General features: G+C 68.4%; 20 protein-coding genes. 14 read left to right on the top strand and 6 right to left on the bottom strand.

All coding sequences use genetic code 11. The annotated features are described in order from the left end of the window. Positions 1-191: 191 nt before the first annotated feature. The 4 genes from J7U37_RS04045 (at position 192) to J7U37_RS04030 (ending at position 6,624) form a co-directional block, all read left to right on the top strand. Entirely contained in the window at positions 192-1,853 is a 1,662-nt protein-coding gene (locus tag J7U37_RS04045; RefSeq protein ID WP_056189428.1) for an electron transfer flavoprotein-ubiquinone oxidoreductase, read from the top strand. 183 nt (positions 1,854-2,036) lie between these two features. Continuing rightward, positions 2,037-3,890, top strand: coding sequence for a tetratricopeptide repeat protein (locus tag J7U37_RS04040; RefSeq protein WP_247634891.1), 1,854 nt, complete (start codon positions 2,037-2,039; stop codon positions 3,888-3,890). A 78-nt stretch (positions 3,891-3,968) separates the two neighbouring features. Beyond that, a complete protein-coding gene (locus J7U37_RS04035) occupies positions 3,969-4,844 on the top strand; it encodes a 4-(cytidine 5'-diphospho)-2-C-methyl-D-erythritol kinase (RefSeq protein ID WP_056189435.1) in 876 nt (291 codons plus the stop codon). Positions 4,845-5,022: 178 nt separating this feature from the next. Beyond that, the gene (locus J7U37_RS04030; protein WP_247634890.1) at positions 5,023-6,624 is read left to right on the top strand and encodes an EAL domain-containing protein; all 1,602 of its coding nucleotides are present in this window, start codon (positions 5,023-5,025) and stop codon (positions 6,622-6,624) included. Between the two features lie 31 nt (positions 6,625-6,655). Here J7U37_RS04030 and J7U37_RS04025 read toward each other — a convergent pair whose 3' ends face one another. Then, on the bottom strand, positions 6,656-7,675 hold the full coding sequence (locus J7U37_RS04025; RefSeq protein ID WP_056479070.1) for a polyprenyl synthetase family protein: 1,020 nt from the start codon (positions 7,673-7,675) through the stop codon (positions 6,656-6,658). A 158-nt stretch (positions 7,676-7,833) separates the two neighbouring features. Between J7U37_RS04025 and J7U37_RS04020 the strand changes: the two genes are divergently transcribed. From J7U37_RS04020 to J7U37_RS04010, 3 genes are all read left to right on the top strand, one after another. After that, on the top strand, positions 7,834-8,058 hold the full coding sequence (locus J7U37_RS04020) for a DUF2007 domain-containing protein (RefSeq protein ID WP_247634889.1): 225 nt from the start codon (positions 7,834-7,836) through the stop codon (positions 8,056-8,058). Beyond that, complete coding sequence (locus J7U37_RS04015) at positions 8,051-8,845, top strand: methyltransferase (protein WP_247634888.1); 795 nt, start codon at positions 8,051-8,053, stop codon at positions 8,843-8,845. Before J7U37_RS04020 ends, J7U37_RS04015 begins: the two co-directional genes overlap by 8 nt. Positions 8,846-8,981: 136 nt before the next feature. Then, positions 8,982-9,836 (top strand): S49 family peptidase, encoded by an 855-nt coding sequence (locus J7U37_RS04010; RefSeq protein ID WP_247634887.1) that lies wholly within the window; start codon positions 8,982-8,984, stop codon positions 9,834-9,836. A gap of 24 nt (positions 9,837-9,860) precedes the next feature. On the opposite strand, the gene J7U37_RS04005 is transcribed toward J7U37_RS04010, so the two are convergent. Next, positions 9,861-10,100, bottom strand: coding sequence for a hypothetical protein (locus tag J7U37_RS04005; protein WP_056189452.1), 240 nt, complete (start codon positions 10,098-10,100; stop codon positions 9,861-9,863). A 223-nt stretch (positions 10,101-10,323) separates the two neighbouring features. On the opposite strand from J7U37_RS04005, the gene J7U37_RS04000 reads away from it, so the two are divergent. The 3 genes from J7U37_RS04000 (at position 10,324) to glyS (ending at position 14,655) form a co-directional block, all read left to right on the top strand. Continuing rightward, on the top strand, positions 10,324-11,271 hold the full coding sequence (locus J7U37_RS04000; protein ID WP_247634886.1) for a glycine--tRNA ligase subunit alpha: 948 nt from the start codon (positions 10,324-10,326) through the stop codon (positions 11,269-11,271). Positions 11,272-11,348: 77 nt separating this feature from the next. Next, positions 11,349-12,506 carry a Fic family protein gene (locus J7U37_RS03995; protein WP_247634885.1) on the top strand — a complete coding sequence of 386 codons (1,158 nt, stop codon included), beginning with the start codon at positions 11,349-11,351 and terminating at the stop codon, positions 12,504-12,506. A gap of 4 nt (positions 12,507-12,510) precedes the next feature. Further along, positions 12,511-14,655, top strand: coding sequence for a glycine--tRNA ligase subunit beta (gene glyS / locus J7U37_RS03990; protein ID WP_247634884.1), 2,145 nt, complete (start codon positions 12,511-12,513; stop codon positions 14,653-14,655). Positions 14,656-14,667: 12 nt separating this feature from the next. On the opposite strand, the gene J7U37_RS03985 is transcribed toward glyS, so the two are convergent. Further along, positions 14,668-15,066 carry a helix-turn-helix domain-containing protein gene (locus J7U37_RS03985; protein WP_247634883.1) on the bottom strand — a complete coding sequence of 133 codons (399 nt, stop codon included), beginning with the start codon at positions 15,064-15,066 and terminating at the stop codon, positions 14,668-14,670. Positions 15,067-15,172: 106 nt separating this feature from the next. Between J7U37_RS03985 and J7U37_RS03980 the strand changes: the two genes are divergently transcribed. Together J7U37_RS03980 and J7U37_RS03975 are read left to right on the top strand one after the other, a co-directional pair. Next, positions 15,173-16,051, top strand: coding sequence for an SDR family oxidoreductase (locus J7U37_RS03980; protein ID WP_247634882.1), 879 nt, complete (start codon positions 15,173-15,175; stop codon positions 16,049-16,051). 149 nt (positions 16,052-16,200) lie between these two features. Further along, positions 16,201-16,440: a hypothetical protein gene (locus J7U37_RS03975; RefSeq protein ID WP_056189468.1), complete on the top strand. Its 240-nt coding sequence runs from the start codon at positions 16,201-16,203 to the stop codon at positions 16,438-16,440. Between the two features lie 67 nt (positions 16,441-16,507). On the opposite strand, the gene J7U37_RS03970 is transcribed toward J7U37_RS03975, so the two are convergent. Beyond that, on the bottom strand, positions 16,508-17,002 hold the full coding sequence (locus J7U37_RS03970) for a GNAT family N-acetyltransferase (protein ID WP_247634881.1): 495 nt from the start codon (positions 17,000-17,002) through the stop codon (positions 16,508-16,510). Beyond that, on the bottom strand, positions 16,999-18,576 hold the full coding sequence (locus J7U37_RS03965; RefSeq protein ID WP_247634880.1) for a glucan biosynthesis protein G: 1,578 nt from the start codon (positions 18,574-18,576) through the stop codon (positions 16,999-17,001). Before J7U37_RS03965 ends, J7U37_RS03970 begins: the two co-directional genes overlap by 4 nt. A gap of 678 nt (positions 18,577-19,254) precedes the next feature. On the opposite strand from J7U37_RS03965, the gene J7U37_RS03960 reads away from it, so the two are divergent. Further along, complete coding sequence (locus J7U37_RS03960) at positions 19,255-20,421, top strand: type III PLP-dependent enzyme (RefSeq protein WP_056479042.1); 1,167 nt, start codon at positions 19,255-19,257, stop codon at positions 20,419-20,421. 147 nt (positions 20,422-20,568) lie between these two features. Continuing rightward, positions 20,569-21,186 carry an N-acetyltransferase gene (locus tag J7U37_RS03955; protein ID WP_247634879.1) on the top strand — a complete coding sequence of 206 codons (618 nt, stop codon included), beginning with the start codon at positions 20,569-20,571 and terminating at the stop codon, positions 21,184-21,186. A 21-nt stretch (positions 21,187-21,207) separates the two neighbouring features. Here J7U37_RS03955 and J7U37_RS03950 read toward each other — a convergent pair whose 3' ends face one another. Beyond that, positions 21,208-21,384: a hypothetical protein gene (locus J7U37_RS03950; protein ID WP_200935791.1), complete on the bottom strand. Its 177-nt coding sequence runs from the start codon at positions 21,382-21,384 to the stop codon at positions 21,208-21,210. Positions 21,385-21,620 lie beyond the last annotated feature (236 nt).

The raw sequence follows: 21,620 nt of genomic DNA, 5'->3' as shown, positions 1-21,620 counted from the left end.
CTGCGCACCGGCATTTGCCCCGCGCGACATCGTCACCGGGCGCCCTCTGGACCTTGGCGGCGCTTGCGTTCTCAGGTTGGAATGGGTTGAGAGTGATCGCCAGACACGTGAGCGTCCGGTCCTACGGTCGGACGTGCGAAACGCAATACGAAGGCCCGGCGGCACAGCAGGGCCTCACAGGAGGATGACGGATGGCGCTGCCCGAACGCGAGGCGATGGAGTTCGACGTGGTGATCGTGGGAGCCGGCCCGGCCGGACTCGCGACCGCCATCCGCCTCAAGCAGCTTTCCGCCGATGCCAGCATCGTGGTGGTGGAGAAGGGGTCCGAGGTCGGCGCCCATATCCTGTCGGGCGCGGTGATCGATCCCTCCGGGCTCGACAGCCTGCTGCCCGACTGGCGCACGGATGACGCGCGCCCGCTGAAGACGGCCGTGGAGCGTGACGAGTTCATGTTCCTGACCAAGAACAGCGGCGTCACCATGCCGAACCTGTTCTTCCCCAAGCTGATGTCGAACCACGGCAACTTCGTCGGGTCGCTGTCCAACGTGACGAAGTATCTCGGTGCCAAGGCCGAGGAACTCGGCGTCGAGATCTACCCGGGCTTTCCCGCCTCCGAGGTTCTGTACGACGATTCCGGGATCGTGGTGGGTGTCGCCACCGGCGACCTCGGCATCGGCAAGTCCGGCGAACCGCGCGACGACTATACCCGCGGCATGGAATTGCGGGCCAAATACACGGTCTTCGGCGAGGGGGCCCGCGGCTCCCTGACCAAGACCGTCATCGACCGCTTCAAGCTGAACGCCCACAGCGACCACCAGAAATACGGTCTGGGCGTCAAGGAACTGTGGCAGCTGGCGCCCGACAGGTTCCAGTCCGGCCTCGTCCAGCACACCATGGGGTGGCCCCTGCCGAACAAGGCCGGCGGCGGCTCCTGGCTCTATCATTTCGACGACGGCCTGCTCTCGGTCGGCTTCGTCACGCACCTGAACTACGAGAACCCGACCCTGTCGCCGTTCGACGAGTTCCAGCGCTTCAAGACCCACCCGATGATCCGCGAGACCTTCGAGGGGGCCAAGCGCATCGGCTACGGCGCCCGCGCCATCATGGAGGGCGGCTGGCAATCGGTGCCGAAGCTCGTCTTCCCGGGCGGCTGCCTCGTCGGCGACTCCGCCGGCTTCGTCAACGTGCCGCGCATCAAGGGCTCGCACAACGCGGTCCTGTCCGGCATGCAGGCGGCCGAAGCCCTGGCGCAAGCGCTGGAATCCGGGCGCCAGGGCGACGAGCTCAGCACCTACGAGCACGGCTGGCGCGACAGCGCCATCGGCCAGGACCTGAAGCGCGTGCGCAACGTCAAGCCGCTCTGGTCGAAATACGGCACCCTGATCGGCGTCGGCCTCGGCGGTCTCGACATGTGGTCGAACACCATCCTGGATGCCTCGCCCTTCGGGACGCTCAAGCACGGCAAGCCGGATCACGCCACGCTGAAGCCTCTCAGTGAGGTCAAGCCGATCGTCTACCCGAAGCCCGATGGCAAGCTGACCTTCGACCGCCTGTCTTCGGTCTACCTGTCGAACACCAACCACGAGGAGGACCAGCCGGCCCACCTCAAGGTTCGCAACCTCGAATTGCAGAAGGCGTCGGAGCACGACGTCTATGGCGGTCCATCGGCGCGCTATTGCCCGGCCGGCGTCTATGAGTGGGTCGCGGATGCGGGAGCCAGCGACGGCGTCCGCTACCAGATCAACGCCCAGAACTGCGTCCACTGCAAGACGTGCGACATCAAGGATCCCAACCAGAACATCAACTGGGAGACGCCGGAGGGACCGGGCGGACCGAACTATCCGAACATGTGATCGCGCGTCCGCCCTGCGGAAACCCACCCCGTCACGGCTTCGCGCGGCGGGGCCCGATCCCGCCGCGCGCCATCCTGCTGCCTTGCTCACGCCTTGCGAGGATGGCGCTAAGAGTCCAGTGTCCCGCCGCAATCGAGCGCGGCCGCCGACGCGGCCGGTGCGCAGGAGCCGTGATCGGTGCCCATGAACGGAAACGCCAAAACCACCCGGACGGGTCGCCGGGTTCTCTCGGCTCTCGCGATCGGCCTCGCGGTCTCGCCCGCCGCCTACGCGGCCCAACCGCGCGAATCCGCGCCGATCTCCGAGTACGAGCCCGCCGAATCGCTCGAAGGCAACTTCCTCTCGGCCTACATCGCCGGCGCTTCCAAGGACACGGCCGCCGCCGCGAGCTACTACCGCGAGGCGGTGAAGGCCGACCCGCGCAACGCCGAGCTGCTGGAGCGCGCCTTCGTGTCCCTGCTCGCCGACGGGTCCCTGCCGGACGCGTTCCGGGCGGCCGAACGCCTGACCAGCCGCGACGGCTCGAACGGCCTCGCCCAGCTCGCCCTCGGTGTCCGTCAGATCAAGGCCGGGCAGTTCGCCCAGGCCCGCCAGAACTTCGCCCGTAGCGGCCGGGGTGCCGCCGCCGACCTGACCGGCACGCTGCTGACCGCCTGGGCCTATGCCGGGGCCAATGACGGCAAGCGCGCGCTGGACACCATCAACAAACTCAAGGGCGAGCGCTACTACAACACCTTCCGGGACTTCCACGCCGGGCTGATCGCCAGCCTCGTGGGGGATCAGGCCGAGGCCGAGCGCCGGCTCAAGGCCGCCTACGACGCCGACCGCAACACCCTGCGCATCGTCGATGCCTATGCGCGCTTCGAGGCGCAGGCCGGCCGCACCGATCTGGCGATCCAGGCCTATACCGAGTTCGACAAGCTGCTGCCGCGCCACCCGATCGTGCGCGATGCCCTGACCAAGCTGAAGGAGGGCAAGCCCCTCAACCGCCTGGTCAACACCGCGCAGGAGGGCGCCGGAGAGGTGCTGTACGGGCTCGGTTCGGCGGGTTCGACGCAGGGCGACGAGCTGCCGGCGGTGGTCTACCTGCGCCTCGCCCTCTACCTCGCCCCGGAGCACGCGCTGGCCCGCCTGACCCTGGCCGACCTTCTCGACCGCATGAAGCAAACCGACCGGGCGAACGAAGCCTACGCGCAGATCCCCACCACCTCGCCGCTCCGCCTCAATGCCGACGTGCAGGTCGGCCTGAACCTCGAGCAGATGGGCAAGGGCGAGGAGGCCATCGCCCACCTCGATGCCGCCATGAAGGCGCATCCGGACGACATCGAGGTCATCACGGCCCTCGGCAATGTCCAGCGCTCGCGCAAGAAGTACGAGGAGGCCGCGGAGACCTACAGCCGCGCCATCGCGCTGATCGGCGACCGCCCGGCCTCGAATTACTGGACGACCTTCTACTTCCGCGGCACCGCCTACGAGCGGGCCAAGCAATGGCCGAAGGCCGAGGCCGACCTGAAGAAGGCGCTGGAACTCGTGCCGGCCAGCCAGCCCGGCGCCCGGGCGCAGGTGCTGAACTATCTGGCCTATTCCTGGGTCGACCAGAACTTGAACATCGACGAGGCCTTCACGATGCTGAAGCAGGCCGTCGATGCGGCTCCGCGCGACGGCATGATCATCGACAGCCTGGGCTGGGCCTATTTCCGCCTCGGCCGTTGGGACGATGCCGTGCGCGAGCTGGAGAAGGCGATCGAGCTGAAGCCCGGCGATCCCACCATCAACGATCACCTGGGCGACGCCTATTGGCGTGCCGGGCGCCGCCTGGAGGGCAAGTTCCAGTGGCAGCATGCCAAGGACCTGAACCCCGAGCCGGACGAACTCGAGAAGATCAACGCCAAGCTCAAGGACGGGCTGCCCGAGCTGGAGAAGCCGGCGGCCACGGCCGAGAACCCGCCCGAGGGCAAGGTGAACCCGGAACTGCCGAAGGGCGCCCCGGCCCCGAGCGAGCCTCCGGGCGCTGCCGACAAGAAGAGCGGCGGCTGACACGGGACGCTTGACGCGGCGCGGGTTGCGAGGCCAGACCGGCCCCGCACCCGTTCCACGCTCAAGCTCCGAGGCGCCGTGTCCCTCCTCGTCACCCGCGCTCCGGCGAAGATCAACCTGACGCTCCACGTCCTCGGCCGGAGGGCCGGCGACGGCTATCACGAGCTGGAGAGTCTGGTGGCCTTCACGGGCGCCGGCGACACCCTGACCCTGGAGCCCGGCCCCGACCTGACCCTGACGGTCACCGGGCCGACCGCTGGCCCTGCCGGCCCTCTCGACGACAACCTCGTCATCAAGGCGACCCGCAATCTGGCGCGCCTGCGCCCCGGCCTTCGCCACGGGGCCTTCCACCTGGTCAAGCGCCTTCCGGTGGCTGCCGGCATCGGCGGCGGCTCCTCCGACGCGGCGGCGGCCCTGCGCCTCCTCGGCCGCTGGAACGATCTCGCGCCCGATCATCCCGACCTGATCGCCGCCGCGCGCACCACCGGTGCCGACGTTCCCGTCTGCCTGATGCCGCGCGCCCGGATGATGCGAGGGGCGGGCGAATCGATCGGCCCGGCCCTCGACCTCACCCCCATTCCCGCAGTGCTGGTCAATCCGGGCGTTCCGGTCGAGACCGCACCGATCTTCCGGGCGCTCGGCCTCGCGGTGGGCGAGCGCTACGGCACCGATGCACATCCGGTCATCGCGGCTCGCCTGTCCCGCTCAGGCCTGCTCGAGGCAATCGGCCCCGCCCGCAACGACCTGGAGGCACCGGCCCGGACCCTCGCTCCCGTCATCGACGTGGCGTTGGCCGCCTTGCGCCAGGAACCCGGATGCCGGCTCGCCCGCATGTCGGGGTCGGGCGCCACGGTCTTCGCGCTGTTCGATCATCGCTCCGACGCGGCGCGGGCGGCCCGGCACCTGTCGGCGGCACAACCGAACTGGTGGGTCAGCGCGGCCTTTCTGCGATAAGGCCCCAGGCATCGGCGTGAGCCAGCGTATTTGCGTCCGTTTCGGCGGACTTCCTCTGTAAACTTTACGCCTAAGCAAGACTTGTCTCCGCAGGATCGCCGCGCGCAAGGAGCGGTCGATGCCCGATCACGGTCATAAGTCATGGGGGGAAGGGGAGCTTCGCGAGCTCCTCTGTCTCATGATGATCGGAACCTGCGTCTGGCTTCTCGGAACGCGACTCGGTTTCTTCACTTTCCTCGGCGAAGCGACCCGGACCTACGAGCTTCAGGACCTCCTGATGCTGTCGCTGTGCATGAGCCTGGGCCTTGTCGCGGCGAGCGTGCGCAAATCGCTGAAACTGCGCCGGGCCATGCGGGATCGCGACGGCGCCGAGGCGCAGGCCGAATCGGTGGCGCGCCATGACGCGCTGACCGGGCTCGCCAACCGGCGCCTGTTCCGCGAAACCCTTGAGGCCCGCATTCAGGGCAGTTCGGATGCGGCGGGCGTTCCGCGCATCGCCGTGATGCTGATCGACCTCGATCGCTTCAAGCCGGTCAACGACCTCCACGGCCATGCCGCCGGCGATGCCGCCCTGTGCGTGGTGGCCGACCGGCTCCGCCTTCTGCGGCCCGCCCAGGGTTTCCTCGCCCGTCTCGGCGGCGACGAATTCGCCCTCCTGGTCGATCCCGGTGACGATCTGGAGGTTCTGGCGCGCCTGGCGCAAGGGATCATCGCTTCGATCTCGCAACCGATCGCCTGGGAACAGGGGCATCTGGAGATCGGCGCCACCGTCGGGATCACGACGGCGACGGAGGAATGCCGAAGCGCGGAAGCCCTGCTGCATTCCGCCGACGTCGCGATGGATCAGGGCAAACGCGACGGCCGCGCCACCTTCCGGTTCTTCCACCTCGACATGGGCCACGCCCTCAAGGCGCGGGCACGCCTGGAGGGCGAACTGCGGGTCGGAATCGAACGCGGGGAAATCGAGCCGTTCTACCAGCCGGTGGTCTCGCTGCCCGGCCGAGACCTGATCGGCTTCGAGGTGTTGGCGCGCTGGAACCACCCGCAGCACGGAATTCTCGGACCCGACGCCTTCATCACCCTGGCCGAGGAAACCGACCAGATCGCCGAACTGACCTGGGGGCTGATGCGCAAGGCCTGCGCGGATGCGCGCCAATGGCCCGCTCACCTGCAGCTCGCGGTCAATATCTCGCCGATCCAGCTGCGGGACCCACGCCTACCCGAGCGCATCCTGGCGATCCTGACCGAGACCGGTTTCGCTCCGTACCGCCTCGAAATCGAAATCACCGAGACCGCCCTGGTCAATGACCTGGAGGCGGCGCGGACTGCTTTGACGTCACTCCAGGCCTTCGGAATCCGCGTCGCCCTCGATGATTTCGGGACCGGCTATTCCAGCCTCTATCATCTGCGCGAGCTGCGCTTCGACAAGCTCAAGATCGACCGCAGCTACGTGGAGGCGATGCGGCTCAGCAGCGAGCGGGCGAAGCTCGTCGACGCGATCATCGCCCTCGGCTCCAGCCTCGGTCTCCTGACCACCGCCGAGGGCATCGAGACCGGGTCGAGCGTCGACTGGCTCGCCGGCCAGGGCTGCACCTACGGACAGGGCTATCTGTTCGGGAAACCGCAGGACAAGGGCATCACGGACGAATTGCTGGCCCAATGGACCGACGCTGCCGGCCGAATCGTGATCGCCCCGTCCCCGATGGAAACCACGGAGAGCCGGAGCGGACGCAATCCGATCCTCAGCGCGCCTCCCGTCCCGGATCACGTCGCGGCCTGAAAGCCCAGGGGCCTGCGCCCACGGCGAAGGCTCAGTGAGCCCGCGCGATGCAGAAATCCACGACCTGGAGGAGCGCGTGCTTCATCGGGCTCGGCGGGAACGGCTTCAGGGCATCGCGCGCCCGATCCCCGTAGAGGCGCGCGCGCGCCATCGTCTCCTCCAGGGCGCCGTGTCGCCGGAGAATGGTGCGGGCGGTCTCCAGGTCGGCATCGGCCACCTCGCCGAGTTCCAGCGTGCGCTTCCAGAAGCTGCGCTCGGAGACGGTGGCGCGCCGGACCGCCAGCACGATCGGCAGGGTGATCTTGCCTTCGCGAAAATCGTCGCCGACGTTCTTGCCGAGGGTGTCGCTGGTGCCGCCGTAATCGAGCACGTCGTCGATGAGCTGGAAGGCGATGCCGAGATTCATGCCGTAGGCACGGCAGGCCGCCTGCTCCGCTTCGGCGCGGGAGGCGAGCACCGGTCCGACCTCGCAGGCGGCGGCGAACAGTTCGGCCGTCTTGGCGCTGATCACCGCGAGGTACTCGTCCTCGCTCGTCTCGGTATTCTTCGCGGCGGTCAGCTGCATCACCTCGCCCTCGGCGATGATGGTGGCTGCTGCCGACAGGATGTCGAGGGCCTTGAGGGAGCCGACCTCGACCATCATGCGGAAGGCCTGTCCGAGGAGGAAATCGCCGACCAGGACGCTCGCCTCGTTGCCCCACTTGATGCGGGCCGCGACCTTGCCGCGCCGCATGTCGCTGCCGTCGACCACGTCGTCATGCAGCAGCGTGGCGGTGTGCATGAACTCGACGCTGGCGGCGAGCTTCACGGCGCCGTCCCCGGCATAGTGGCAGAGGTCGGCGGTCGCCAGGGTGAGGATCGGACGCAAACGCTTGCCGCCCGACGAAATGAGGTGGTTGGCAACTTCCGGAATCATCTGCACGTCGGACCCGGTCCGTGACAGGATGGTCGCGTTGACGCGCTCCATGCCGCTCGACACCAGGGAGACCAGGTCGGCCAGGCTCGCCTCCGGGTCGGGGCTGCTCTCATCGATCGGAACTACGACGCCCAAGACCTCGAGACCTCCCGCTTCCCTACGCCAACGCGGCGCGATCCAATCGATCGCGTCTGTGACACCCCATCGCATGCGCCCGATGGCGCTGCAACACGCACCATGCCGCAAGCTACAGCGACAAGCTGCGCCCATGATGTCGCCCCGGATGACGATGCATGACCGAACTGATCCGCAGCAACGACATCGTTCTCATCGGCTTCGCCCAGTTGCTTCTGGAGGGCGCGTCGATCCCGGTCCTCGTGGCCGACCAGCATATGAGCCTGCTGGAAGGCTCGATCGGCGCTTTCGCCCGGCGGCTCCTGGTGCCGCACGACCATGCCCGCCAGGCGCGGCGCCTGCTCACCGATGCGGGTCTCGCCCATGAGCTTCGGGATGCCTAATCCCCTGACGCTTGCCCCGCCCGATCTCTGGCTCGGCGGCCGCCTCCGGCTGCATCAGCCTCCGCGCGGCGGACACCGGGCCGGCACCGATGCGGTGCTGCTGGCGAGCCTGATGGTGCCGGAACCGGGCACCATCGTCTGCGATGTCGGGGCCTCCACCGGGGCGGTCGGCCTCGCCGTCGCCCTGCGCCATCCCGACGCCCGGGTGGTCCTGGTCGAGCGCGAGCCCGAACTCGCCGGGCTGGCCCGGATCAACGCGGACGCGAATGGACTCGGCGACCGGACCACGGTGATCGTTGCGGATGTCCTGGCAACGGGCGCCCAGCGCCGCGCCGCCGGGCTCGCCTCCGGCGTCGCCGGCCTCGTCCTGACCAACCCTCCGTTCTTCGAGCCCGGCCGTTACCGCGCCTCGCCGGTGACGGCCAAGGCCAGCGCGCATGGCTATGGCATGGCCGACCCCGAAGGCGGACTCGACGGCTGGTTCCGCACCTGTGCCGACCTGCTGAGCCCGCACGGGCGTCTCGGCCTGATCCACCGGGCCGACGCCCTGCCCGCCTGCCTCGACGCCCTGAAGGGGCGTTTCGGCGCCGTGACCGTCCGGCCGGTGCAGGCAAGACCCGACCGCCCGGCGATCCGCATCCTCGTCAGTGCCGTCAAGGGCAGCCGGGGGCCCTTCGGGCTCCTGCCGGCGCTCATCCTGCAGGACGAAGCCGGTCGGTTCACGGAGGTGGCCGAGCGGCTCAATGCCGGCCGAGGCTGGATCGGCCAGACCTCTGACACGCCCTGAATCGGGGGCGACGACAGCGAGGCTGGCAAAACGGTTCGGCTCGCCCCAGTTCAGGCTCCGGGACGGCCCAGTCGCCCTCCCCCGGGCAGCGCGGTCGCGCCGGTCCGCGTTTCAAGCAACCTCGAGTCGCTGCACCATGCCGATTTCCCTGCCGGGTCCCCTGCGCGCGCTCCTGCCGCGCCGTTGGCGCCGAAACGTCCCGCGCGTTGCCGTCCTGCGGCTCAGCGGAGCGATCGGAGCCGTGTCGCCGTTCCAAGCCGGGCTCTCGATCGGCGGTCTGGCCAGCAGCCTGGAGCGCGCCTTCACGACACCCGGCATCTCGGCGGTCGCCCTCGTTATCAATTCGCCCGGCGGCGCACCGGCCCAGTCCCACCTGATCCACCAGCGCATCCGCGCCCTGGCGACCGAGAAGAAGCTTCCCGTCCTCGCCTTCGTGGAGGATGTGGCGGCCTCGGGCGGCTACATGATCGCCTGCGCCGCCGACGAGATCATCGCCGATCCGATGTCCCTCGTCGGATCGATCGGCGTCGTCTCGGCGGGGTTCGGGTTCGACCGCCTGATCGAGCGCATCGGCGTCGACCGTCGGGTTCACACGCAGGGCGAAGCCAAGGGGATGCTCGACCCGTTCCGCCCGGAAGACCCCGCCGACGTCGCGCGCCTCAAGGTCATCCAGGCCGACGTGCAGGCGCTCTTCACCGCGCTGGTGAGCGCACGGCGCCCGAAATTGGCGGCGCAGGGCGAGAATCTCTTCACCGGCGCGGTCTGGACCGGCCAGCAGGCCGTGCCGCTCGGATTGGTGGATGGGCTCGGCGATGCCCGCTCGACGCTTCGGGCGCGCTACGGCGATACGGTCGAACTGGTTTTCATCGCCGACAAGAAGGGGTCGCTGATCGCGCGGCTGCTGCGCCGCTCGGCACCGGGTAGCAGCGTCGCGGGCGAGGTGATGGCGGCGATCGAGGATCGCGCCGCCTTCGCCCGCTATGGCTTGTAGCGTGTCGCTGCGAGACGCCGCGGTTCAGCGCTTGCAGGCGTCGTTGCCGTAGCCGGCATAGACGACCCGAACCTTCCGGGCGCAGGTCTCAGCCAGGACCGGTGCCGGTACGGCCGCCACCTCGATCGGAGTCACGGCAGCCGGCATCGTCACCGCATCCGAATATTCGGCGGTCGCGAGCGCGTTCGACGCCGTGATGACCAGCGGGGTCGCGACGAGGGAAGCTGCAACGAGGGCGGCGAACACTGTGAAAGACGAGCGCATGGCGCGAAGATCCAAATTGTCGTCCGCCCGGGAGGCGGCGAAAACCCCTTGATTGCCGGATAAACTTGGCAGCAAGCGAGACCGTTCCACCGCTATGTCGAATCGTGGCCGAAATGTGTGTGCCGCCACACCCGCGTGGTAAACGGGCCTGCGCGGCGCCGTCGCTTGACACCCCGGACCGGCCTCTTAAACGCTGGCCGTCCCTCCACGGACCGGAAGACCCATGTCGAGCGCCAATCCCCTGTCGAGCGCCGTCGATCTCGCGCCCCAGACCTCGTTCCAGGGCCTGATCCTGACGCTTCAGCGGTTCTGGGCGGCGCAGGGCTGCGTCATCCTGCAGCCCTACGACATGGAGGTGGGCGCCGGCACCTTCCATCCGGCCACCACCTTACGGGCGCTGGGACCGAAGCCGTGGAAGGCCGCCTACGTGCAGCCCTCGCGCCGGCCCAAGGACGGGCGCTACGGCGAGAATCCCAACCGGCTGCAGCACTATTACCAGTTCCAGGTCATCCTGAAGCCGAATCCGCCGAACCTGCAGGAACTCTACCTCGCCTCCCTCGATGCCATCGGCGTCGACATGAAGCTCCACGACATCCGCTTCGTCGAGGACGATTGGGAAAGCCCGACGCTGGGCGCCTGGGGGCTCGGGTGGGAATGCTGGTGCGACGGCATGGAGGTGAGCCAGTTCACCTACTTCCAGCAGGTCGCCGGCATCGAATGCGCGCCGGTCGCCGGCGAGTTGACCTACGGGCTCGAGCGCCTTGCGATGTACGTCCAGGGCGTCGAGAACGTCTACGACCTGAATTTCAACGGCGGCACGGGCGACGAGCGCGTCTCCTACGGCGACGTCTTCCTGCAATCCGAGCAGGAATATTCGCGCCACAACTTCGAGGCGGCCGACACCGCGATGCTGTTCCGCCAGTTCACCGACGCGGAAAAAGCCTGCCGGACCTACCTCGACGCGGGAGCACCCACGGGCGAGTCCGATCGCCATCGGATGGCTCAGCCGGCTTACGACCAGTGCATCAAGGCGAGCCACGTCTTCAATCTGCTCGACGCCCGCGGCGTCATCTCGGTGACCGAGCGTCAGAGCTACATCCTCCGGGTGCGCGAACTCGCGAAGGCCTGCGGGGCGGCGTACCTGCGCACGGCGGGCGGCGGGGCTGTTTGACTTGCGTTGAAAAGTCGATCGAGCTTTTATAGGAAGTCGCGGTTTCCTATAAAACTCAGCGCTGGATTTCTCCTTTCATGAAGAAGTCGCTTCTTGCGCTATCGCCGACGGGGGTGCTCGTCCCGACGCTCGCGGGGCAATGGGCATTCGATCCCGCCGATCTGCCACCAGCCCTCGACAACAATGTCATCATTCAGTCCTTCGCAGAGGCGACGCTGGCTCTCGGCGAACTCAACGGCATCGGGCGGACACTACCGAACCCATATCTTCTGATCGCTCCGTTGCAGGCCAAGGAGGCTCTCACCTCCTCGAGCATGGAAGGCACCTTCACCACCGCCGCGGAACTGCTCCTGCTCGATGCCGGGCTCGACCAGCCTTCGACGACGGCCGAAGCCCGGGAAGTGCGCAACTATGCCCGCGCGCTTCGCGAAGCGATCGACAGCCTCAATCGTCTGCCACTCTGCCTCCGAACGATTCGCGACGCCCATGCGACGCTCCTGGGCGGTCTCGGTCGTGGACGGGGAGGATACGCGAAGGCGGGCGAGTTCCGAGACCAGCAGAACTGGATCGGCTCCCGATCCATCCAGGGAGCCCGCTACATCCCGCCGCCGCCGCAGCAGGCGCGTGAGCGCATGCATGCGCTGGAGTCGTACATCCAACGCGAGGACCGGGCTGCGATGCCACCGCTCATCGATGCGGCGCTCATCCACTACCAATTCGAGACGATTCACCCCTTCCCGGACGGCAACGGCCGCGTCGGGCGCATCCTGATCCCGCTCTTCCTGTTCGAGCGAGGCACGATCCGGCAACCACTCCTCTACCTCAGCCCCTACCTGGAACGGCATAAGGACGAGTACATCGATCGCATGTTCGAAGTCTCGCGTCGGGGCGATTGGGCCGGTTGGATTGCATTCTTCCTCCGCGTCGTGCGCGATTCCTGCATCGAGACCATCGCGGTGGCGGACCGGCTGCTCGCGCTGCAGGCCGCTTACCGCGCAAGACTGTCCGGGGCGGGCCGGTCGTCATTACCCCTTGCCATCGTCGACCATCTTTTCCAGCATCCGATCGTCTCGATTCCTCAGCTTCAGGAACGCCTGGGCACGACCTACGTGTCCGCCCAGAAAAATCTCGGGATCGTCGAGGAGGCCGGCATCGTCGAGCCGGTGGAAGGCACGTCCCATCCGAGGTACTTCCGCGCTAACGACATCCTGAACATCATTTCGGACGCGACCTGATTCCATGCCCGACCTCCTCCTCGAACTCCGCTCCGAAGAGATTCCCGCCCGCATGCAGCGGCGCGCGGCCGACGATCTGCGGAAGCTCGTCACCGACGCTCTGGTCGAGCGCGGCTTCCTCTACGAGGGCGCCAAGGCCTTCGCGACGCCGCGCCGGCTGGCGCTGCACGTGGCCGGCCTGCCGCCGCGCGGGCAGGACGTGCGCGAGGAGCGCAAGGGCCCCCGGGTCGGCGCGCCGGAGGGAGCGGTCCAGGGCTTCCTCAAGAACGCGGGGCTGGCGAGCCTCGACCAGGCCACCATCGTGACCGACCCCAAGAAGGGCGAGTTCTACGTGGCGGTGATCGAGCGGCCGGGCCGCGAGACCCTCGACGTCCTGGCCGAGATCCTGCCGCAGATCATCCGCAGCTTCCCGTGGCCGAAATCCATGCGCTGGGGCAAGGCCTCGGCGCAGGCGGGCGCCCTGCGCTGGGTGCGGCCACTGCAATCCATCGTGGCCACCTTCGGGCCGGAGACCGAGACCCCGGACGTGGTGCCGTTCGCGGTCGACGGCATCGTCGCCGGCACCACCACCTACGGCCACCGCTTCCTCGCGCCCGAGGCGATCGAAGTCCGGCGCTTCAACGACTACGTCCAAGCCCTGGAGCGCGCCAAGGTCGTGCTCGACGTGGAGCGCCGCAAGGACATCATCCTGCACGATGCCCGCGACCTCGCCTTTGCGCGCGGCCTCGAACTCGTGGAGGACGAGGGCCTGCTGGAGGAGGTCGCCGGTCTGGTCGAATGGCCCGTGGTGCTGATGGGCTCGTTCGACGAGACCTTCCTGGACATCCCGGCCGAGGCGATCCGGGCCACCATCCGGGCCAACCAGAAGTGCTTCGTCCTGCGCCGGGCCGGCACCGTCACCCTCGCGCCAGCCTTCATCCTGACATCGAACCTCGTCGCCAGCGATGGCGGCCTCGCCATCACGGCCGGCAACGAGCGCGTGGTGCGGGCGCGCCTGTCGGACGCCAAGTTCTTCTGGGAGACCGACAAGGCGATCCGGCTGGACGACCGCCTGCCCAAGCTCGACAGCATCGTGTTTCACGAGAAGCTCGGCACGCAGGGGGAGCGGGTGCAGCGCATCGCCGCCCTGGCGCGTGAACTGGCGCCCCTGGTCGGGGCCGACCCGGATCTGGCCGAGCGCGCGGCGACGCTCGCCAAGGCCGACCTCGTCACCGAGATGGTCGGCGAGTTTCCCGAGCTTCAGGGCTTGATGGGGCGCAAATACGCGGCGCTCCAGGGCGAACCGGAGAGCGTCGCGGGGGCAATCGAGGATCATTACAAACCGGTCGGCCCTTCCGATCGGGTTCCGACCGATCCGGTCGCGGTCGCGGTGGCGCTCGCGGACAAACTCGACACCCTGGTGGGATTCTGGTCGATCGACGAGAAGCCGACCGGCAGTAAGGACCCGTATGCCCTCCGGCGCGCGGCGCTCGGCGTGATCCGGCTGCTGATCGAGAACACCGTCAAGCTGTCCCTGTCCCGCGACGGATACCAGGCGGCAGCCGATGGCTTGCGAAACTACGGCGGTACGCCGCGGATCGAGGCGGACGCTGCCTTGAGCGAGAGCGACGCGGACGCTGCCAGTCTCCTCGCCTTCTTCGCCGACCGCCTCAAAGTCTACCTGCGCGACAAGGGCGCCCGCCACGACCTGATCGATGCGGTGTTCGCCCTGCCCGGGCAGGACGACCTCCTCATGGTGGTGCGCCGCGTCGAGGCGCTGGGCTCGTTCCTGGAGACCGATGACGGCAAGAATCTGCTCGCCGGCTACAAGCGCGCCGCCAACATTCTCCGCATCGAGGAGAAGAAGGACGGTCGCACCTACGACGCCGCCCCGGATGCGGCGCTGGCTGCCACGGATGAGCCGGAGGAGCGCGCCCTGGCGAAGGCTCTGGCGGTAGCCCGCGAAAAGGCCTCGGCGGCGGTGGCGGCGGAGGATTTTGCCGGGGCCATGCAGGCGCTCTCGACCCTGCGCGCGCCGGTGGACGCGTTCTTCGAGCGCGTCACGGTGAATGCCGACGATGCGGACCTGCGCCGGAACCGCCTCGCCCTGCTCAATGCTCTGCGGGCGGCGACGCGCGAAGTGGCGGATTTCTCCCGCATCGAGGGTTGAGCGCCCCATCGCTCAAGGATCGGCCCGGAAGCGCGTCCGGGCCGCGCGGATGGCGGGGTGGTTCCGCTCCGCCCACTCGACCAGCATACCGAGCGGATCGAGCAGCGAGCCGCCCAGCGGCGTGAGGCTGTATGCGACGCTCGGCGGGCTGGTCGGGAACACGCGACGGCTCACCAGCCCGTCCCGCTCCAGGTCGCGCAGGGTCTGCGTCAGCATCCGCTTCGAGATGTCGGGAATCACCCGATGGATCGCCCCGAACCGCTGCGTGCCACCGGCCAGCGCGGCGATGATCAGCGTCGTCCACTTGTCGCCGAGATGGCTCAGCACGTCGCGGACCGGGCAATGGTCCGGGTCGAAGCCGAGATCCTGCCAGGACGCGAACTTGCGGGCGAGATCCGACCCTTCGGGCATGGTGGTTCCTCTGCGGTAACCTGGACACGAAAACCTGCCGTCTTACGGGCCTGGGCGGTCTCTTTTATAGACCTTGTGTCGGAAAGAAACCACCAGGAGCCCAGCCATGTCGCAGACCCCGTCCCCGCGCCTGTTCGTCACCGGAGCCACCGGTCAACTCGGACGTCTTGTCATCGCGGCGCTGCTGCGCGCAGTGCCGGCCGGTACGATCAAGGCCGGCGTCCGAAACCGCGACACGCCCGCCGCGCAGGACCTGGCGGCGCGTGGCGTCGAGGTCCGGGTTGCCGACTACTCGGCGCCGGATACCCTCGGCGTCGCCTTGGCGGGCATCGATCGCCTGCTGTTGATCTCGTCGAGCGAAGTCGGGTCGCGCGTCGCTCAGCACCGCAACGTCATCGCGGCGGCCGTCGATGCGGGCGTGAAAGTGATCGCCTATACCAGCCTGCTGCGGGCCGACACCTCGCCCCTCGCGCTTGCCGAGGAACATCGGGCCACCGAGGCGGCCCTGGCGGAGTCGGGCGTGCCGACCGTTATCCTGCGCAATGGCTGGTACACCGAGAACTACGCCGCCCCCCTCCCGGCTGCCCTGGCACGGGGCGTCATGTTCGGAAGCGCCGGCGCGGGACGGATCGCCAGCGCGGCGCGAGCCGACTACGCCGAGGCCGCGGCTGCCGTGCTGACCGCCGGATCGTCCGAGAGCCGGACCTACGAACTGGCGGGCGACGCGCCCTACACCCTGGCGGACTTCGCCGCCGAAGCCGCCCGCATTTCCGGCCGACCGCTACGCTATCAGGATCTGGCGGCGGCGGATTACCGCTCGGCCCTCCTGACCGCAGGGCTCCCCGAGGGGCTGGCAAGTCTGCTCGCAGATTCCGATGCCGGCGCCGCCAAAGACGCGCTGTTCGACGCGGGCCATGCGTTGCGTGCCCTGATCGGACGGCCAACGACGCCCCTTGCTACGACGCTCGCTGCTGCCCTTGGTTGAGTCGATTGTCAGAATGCGCGCCGACGCAACCAGGGCAACGTCAACGCTCGGCGCGTATTCGTAACCATTGATCAAGATGTCTCCGCGTTAAGCGGAACGGTTTGACGGCGATCTCCGTTGTGGCGGCAGTTTCCACTTGGGAGTTCTCCATGCGCCACCCCGTTCTCGCCGCCCTGACCCTGGCAACGCTGTTCGGTGCCTCCGCCGCCCAGGCCGAAACCACGGTGATCCGCCGTGATGCGCCCGACACCGTCGTCGTCGATCGCCCCGCCTCCGAGAGCCGCACGGTCGAGCGCCGCGAGTCGAGCGACGGCTGCTCCACCAAGACGGTGACCAAGGAGAACGACCTCGGCGACCGCAAGACGGTCACGAAGGAGAGCTGCGACTGATATCGTCGCTTTAGTCCGGCTCGATCCTTGACCCGTTCCGGCCTTGGCCGGGGCGGGTCATGTCCGTTCAGAGGTCCTTGGTGTAGCGCCAGGCTTCCATGCCATCCTCGTAATAATCCGGGATGACCGCGAACCGCACGTAGCCGCGGCGCTCGTAGAGGCGGATGCCGGCGCCGTTGTCGGCCCGGACCTCGAGACGCAGCCGGGTGCAGCCATGGCTCCTGGCATCGTCCTCGGCGCCGTCGAGTATGCGGCTGCCGAGGCCCAGACCCGACCGCAGCGGTGAGACCGCGATCGACGAGAGTCGCGCGTTGCGGCTGCCGCGCCGCCGCTCCAGGGTGGCCGCGCCCACCAGAATGTCCTGCTCTGCCCCGTCATCCATGATCGCCACCAGCACGGTCATGCTCGGCGACCGGATGGCGTGCCGGATGGAGCGGCGCTCGGCCCGGTCACCGGCGAAGGCCGCATGTTCGAGGGCGACCAGCGCGTCGAGGTCGGCCGGCGTGGCGACCCGCAGCGTGACGATGGGGGGCGGCTCCGCCTTCGGCGAAGGCGCGCTCACGTGGCGGTCCAGGGACAGGTCCAGGTTTCCGTCAGCGCGCGGCCGCCCGCCTTGAGGAAGGCCCGCAGATCGGTCGATTGCCCGGTCGATTCGAGAGCCACGTCCACAGCGGCGCGAAAGCCGTCGATATGCGGATTCGGTACCAGGGAGGTGGCGGTGATCCGGCCCGCCGAGGTCCCGGCCACGATCTCGACCTTGGCCGGATCAGGACGGTAATAGCCGAGTTCGCCGCCGGCGAAATCGATGAGGAAGCGGCGTACGGGACCGCCCTTGATCTCGGCGGCCTTCGCAGTTCCGCTCGCCACCGGCGCCACGCTGAAGGTGTTCACCACCTGCCCGCCGGGATGCAGGGTCTCGCCGCCGACCGTCCGCACCCGGTAGGCGAGCCGCACCGGCGACCCGGCCGGATAGGCTTGAGCCGGCCGCCAGCAGGCGACGATGTTGTCGTTCACCTCCGTATCCGTGGGCAGTTCCATCAGCATCACGGCGCCCTCGCCCCAGGCGCCCTCGGCCTCGACGAAGTAGCCGGGGCGTCGGCTATAGGAGGCCTCCAGGTCCTGATAGGCCTTGAAGTGGCGGTCACGCTGCAGCAGCCCGAAGCCTTTGGGGTCGCGGTCGGCGAAGGTCGAGATGCGGCGCGCGGCCGGGTTCTCCAGCGGGCGCCACAGCCACTCGCCGCTGCCCGCCGCGATCTGCAACCCGTCGGAATCATGGAGTTCCGGCCGGTAATCGTCGGTGTGGCTGTGGTCGTTCTCGCCGATGAAATACATCGAGGTCAGCGGCGCGAGACCGACCGTGGCGAGGTCCACCCGCGGGTTGAGCGTGGCGGTCACGGCGACGCTGGTCTCGTCGCCCGGCCGCACGGTGAAGCGGAATGCGCCCGTCAGCGAGGGACCGTCGAGGAGCGCGTCGATCACCAGCGCATCGGCATTGGTCTCGGGCTGGGCGATCCAGAATTCGCGGAACACCGGGAACTCCTCCGGTCCGCCGACGCCCTCGACATCGACCGCGATGCCGCGCGCCGACAGCCCGTAGAGCTGGTCGCGCCCGAGGAAGCGGAAGTAGCTCGCCCCCAGGAAGCTGATCAGTTCGTCGAGCAGGTTCGGCTTGTTCAGGGGGGAATGGATGCGGATTCCCGCGAAACCGAGATCGAGCGGCAGCGCCCGGTCGAGCTTGGTCCGGCCCAGGTCGTAGAGGCTGGCCTGATAGGGGATCGGCGTCGCCACCCCGCCGCGCACGAGGTTTACCGTCACGGGGCGGTTGTAGAGGAAGCCGAGGTGGAAGAGCTGGAGCCGGAACGGGCTCCCCTCCCCCAGGAACGCCTTGTCGGGCTTGAAGCGGATATCGCGCCAGGCATCGTAGTCGAGCTTGGCGATCGGCGCCGGCAGCGCCGGAATCCGGGCGTCGTAGGGAAGTTTGGCGAGGTCGCTGGCGCGGCGCTCCACGTCGGCGAAGCCGAACGGGGTTTCGGGCCGCCGGTCCGGCGGCTGCGCCTGCCCCTCCGCGGTACCCGCGACGAAGGCCGCGGTCGCCGCCAGACCCTGGACGACGGAGCGCCGGTTGAGTTCTGTCATTGGCCTGCGACCCGGTGCGTCCACGCGTGAAAACCGTGCGCTTGATGGCCCGTCCGCGGCCCCTTGGGAAGAGCCCATCGGCGCGGTCAAGAAAACCGGCGCGGCGTTTATGCAACAGCCCTGGCTGCTCACAGCAGAAGGTTGGTGAAAAACACGGCTTTCCCTTGTGGCCGGAACGCCCTGACCGTATATGCGCCTTGCCCAATTTCGCACGTGCCTGTGGCCGCGTGTCGGTTGGTGGGCATCCGGCCAACTGCCGGACAGCCGCCAGGGGTCTTAAAGGATCGATGGTCGACAGGGTGGATTCCCTCCGGCCGGCATCCAGGTGGCAACACCGGACCCCGACAACAACCGGCAGCCGGAGGCGAAACCGGCGAACCCCGCTCTCCACGGGGGACGCAGCTTAAAGCAACGACGAACGGGCTTTTTTGGTCTCGTCGGCCCTCCAAAGGCCGGCACCGAAGAGGCTTGTTTCTCTTTGCCCGGCGTGCGGTGGGGGTCCTCCCTTCCAATCCAAGGCAGCTTCCGGGTGCTCTCGCGCCCGCTGCGCTTCGCGTGTCTCCAAAGCACGCGATGCGTCGCGACGCAGCGCCCCCAGACGCCGGACGACTCGCGTCGTCCTGACATTCGACAGCGCGCCCCGTGAGGGCGGCCGCGAACCTGTGGGTTGGAACGACCATGACCGATCGTATCCGCGATTTCCTCCGCGCCCGCCGCGACATGGGCCAGGACGAAGGCCCCGTGATGGTGCTCGACCTTGAGGTCGTGCGCGACAACTACACCGCGTTCGCGCGCGCCCTGCCGGACACCCGCGTGTTCTATGCCGTCAAGGCGAACCCGGCTCCCGAGGTGCTGCGCCTGCTCGCCGAGATGGGCTCCTGCTTCGATACGGCCTCGGTGGTCGAGGTCGAGATGGCGCTCGCCGCCGGTGCCACCGCCGACCGGGTCTCGTTCGGCAACACCATCAAGAAGGAGCGCTGCATCGCCCGTGCGCTCAAGCTCGGCGTGCGCCTCTTCGCCGTCGATTGCCAAGCCGAGGTCGAGAAGATCGCCCGCGCCGCCGACGCAGTCGGGGTCGAGAGCGCCGACGTGCAGGTGTTCTGCCGCATCCTGTGCGACGGGGCCGGGGCCGAGTGGCCGCTGTCGCGCAAATTCGGCTGCGTGCCGGAGATGGCGGTCGACGTGCTGGAGCATGCCCACCGCCAGGGCCTCACCGCCTACGGCGTCTCCTTCCATGTCGGCTCGCAGCAGGGCAACACCGGGGCCTGGGACGGGGCACTGGCCTCCGCCGCCATGATCTTCGAGGAATGCGCCCAGCGCGGCATCAGCCTGTCGATGGTCAACCTCGGCGGCGGCTTCCCGACCAAGTACCTCAAGGCGGTGCCGGGCGTGGAATCCTACGGCGACGCGATCTTCCGCGCGCTGACCAAGCACTTCGGCAACCACATGCCCGAGACCATCATCGAGCCGGGCCGCGGCATGGTCGGCAATGCCGGCATGATCGAGGCCGAGGTCGTGCTGGTCTCGAAGAAGTCGGAGGCCGAGGACGAGGTGCGCTGGGTCTATCTCGACATCGGCAAGTTCGGCGGTCTGGCCGAGACCATGGACGAGTCGATCCGCTACGCGATCCGCACCGAGCACGACGAGGACCGCATGACGCCCTGCGTCCTCGCCGGCCCGACCTGCGATTCGGCCGACGTGCTCTACGAGAAGGTGCCGTATCCGCTGCCGGTGTCGCTCTCGATCGGCGACAAGGTGCTGATCGAGGGCGCAGGTGCCTACACCACCACCTATGCGGCGGTGGCGTTCAACGGCTTCCCGCCCCTTCAGCAATACGTCATCTGAACCACTCTACGGTCGTGACGCGCAGGTCGGGCACCCTCCAGCGAGGGTGCCCGGCGGTGGCCTCCCACATGCTCGCCCCGTGCGCATCCTCCGCGATGGCGCCCGGATCGTTTCGTCGCCTGCCCAACGTTCGGGAAGGGTGCGGCCTTGGTCCAGATCCGTGATGAGAAACCCGCCGACCTCGTCGCCCGGGAACGCCTGCTCGACGCCTGCTTCGGCGAGGCGCGACGCCTGAAGACCTCCGAGCGCCTGCGCGAGGGGCGTCTTCCGGCCGAGGGGCTGGCCCTGGTGGCCGAGCGGGACGACCGGGTGATCGGCACCGTCCGCCTCTGGCACGTGGAGGCTGGCCTCGGCCGGTCCGCCCTGTTGCTCGGCCCGCTCGCTGTCGATCCGTCCCTTCAGGGGATCGGGCTCGGCACGATGTTGATGCACGCGTCCCTGCGCCGGGCGACGATCCTCGGTCACTGCGCCGTGCTGCTGATGGGCGACGCGCCGTACTATGCGCGCTTCGGCTTCTCGCCGGCGCTGGCGGAGGGGCTGTTCATGCCTGGTCCGTTCGAGCGCGATCGCCTGCTCGGGCTCGAATTGCGGCCGGAGACTTTATCGGGCGCGCGCGGCATCGTGCGAGCTACCGGAGCCTGGGATGATTCCGCACCCGACCGCACGGACACAGCGGACGTGGTGGCCTTGCCGATCGCCGAACCGAACATCGGCGAGCGGCCATTCGCCGAGGCCGGTGCGGCCTCGCGACGACGAGTGGCCTGACGGTCGGCCCGACACCGCACCTCAGATCGCGGAGTGATGCTCGGCCTTGGCGGCGAGTTCGCAGCGACGCTGAAAGGCGGCGTCGTGGCGACGGCCCATCATGCGCAGGATGGAGGCGGCCAGCGTAATGATGCCGGGATCGCGATCGATCGGCTCGTCGACGGGGGCGGCAAGGCGTGCGGTGATCAAGGAAAGCATGGCGGCGGTCCGTGGCGTCGAGGGACGGACGCTTCCTCGCTGTCGACCCCTCTGAAGACGGGGACCGGCGTTGTTCTGTTGCAGTGCAATATCGGAGCGTCCGAGGCGGTCTGCAATCCGTTGCGGTGGGACGGCGACCCGCGTCCGACACATGGGACGATTCAGGGTTCCGTAACCCCTGCGTCGAGCCCGGCCCGTCGCGCAGGTGGACGCCGATCCGGTCGGGGAGTTGACCC

Source organism: Methylobacterium sp. 37f (assembly GCF_023093475.1).
Lineage (GTDB): Bacteria > Pseudomonadota > Alphaproteobacteria > Rhizobiales > Beijerinckiaceae > Methylobacterium.
This window is presented reverse-complemented; position numbering and strand designations above follow the sequence as displayed.

Bases quoted from the DNA above. Each gene is read 5' to 3' on its own strand.
- J7U37_RS04000 (WP_247634886.1), top strand. From the start codon at position 10,324: ATGTCGAGCGCCAATCCCCTGTCGAGCGCCGTCGATCTCGCGCCCCAG.
- J7U37_RS03980 (WP_247634882.1), top strand. From the start codon at position 15,173: ATGTCGCAGACCCCGTCCCCGCGCCTGTTCGTCACCGGAGCCACCGGT.
- J7U37_RS03950 (WP_200935791.1), bottom strand. From the start codon at position 21,384: ATGCTTTCCTTGATCACCGCACGCCTTGCCGCCCCCGTCGACGAGCCG.
- J7U37_RS03975 (WP_056189468.1), top strand. From the start codon at position 16,201: ATGCGCCACCCCGTTCTCGCCGCCCTGACCCTGGCAACGCTGTTCGGT.
- J7U37_RS03965 (WP_247634880.1), bottom strand. From the start codon at position 18,576: ATGACAGAACTCAACCGGCGCTCCGTCGTCCAGGGTCTGGCGGCGACC.
- J7U37_RS04045 (WP_056189428.1), top strand. From the start codon at position 192: ATGGCGCTGCCCGAACGCGAGGCGATGGAGTTCGACGTGGTGATCGTG.
- J7U37_RS04040 (WP_247634891.1), top strand. From the start codon at position 2,037: ATGAACGGAAACGCCAAAACCACCCGGACGGGTCGCCGGGTTCTCTCG.
- J7U37_RS04020 (WP_247634889.1), top strand. From the start codon at position 7,834: ATGACCGAACTGATCCGCAGCAACGACATCGTTCTCATCGGCTTCGCC.
- J7U37_RS03960 (WP_056479042.1), top strand. From the start codon at position 19,255: ATGACCGATCGTATCCGCGATTTCCTCCGCGCCCGCCGCGACATGGGC.
- J7U37_RS03995 (WP_247634885.1), top strand. From the start codon at position 11,349: ATGAAGAAGTCGCTTCTTGCGCTATCGCCGACGGGGGTGCTCGTCCCG.
- J7U37_RS04010 (WP_247634887.1), top strand. From the start codon at position 8,982: ATGCCGATTTCCCTGCCGGGTCCCCTGCGCGCGCTCCTGCCGCGCCGT.
- J7U37_RS04030 (WP_247634890.1), top strand. From the start codon at position 5,023: ATGATGATCGGAACCTGCGTCTGGCTTCTCGGAACGCGACTCGGTTTC.
- J7U37_RS04005 (WP_056189452.1), bottom strand. From the start codon at position 10,100: ATGCGCTCGTCTTTCACAGTGTTCGCCGCCCTCGTTGCAGCTTCCCTC.
- glyS (WP_247634884.1), top strand. From the start codon at position 12,511: ATGCCCGACCTCCTCCTCGAACTCCGCTCCGAAGAGATTCCCGCCCGC.
- J7U37_RS03985 (WP_247634883.1), bottom strand. From the start codon at position 15,066: ATGCCCGAAGGGTCGGATCTCGCCCGCAAGTTCGCGTCCTGGCAGGAT.
- J7U37_RS04015 (WP_247634888.1), top strand. From the start codon at position 8,051: ATGCCTAATCCCCTGACGCTTGCCCCGCCCGATCTCTGGCTCGGCGGC.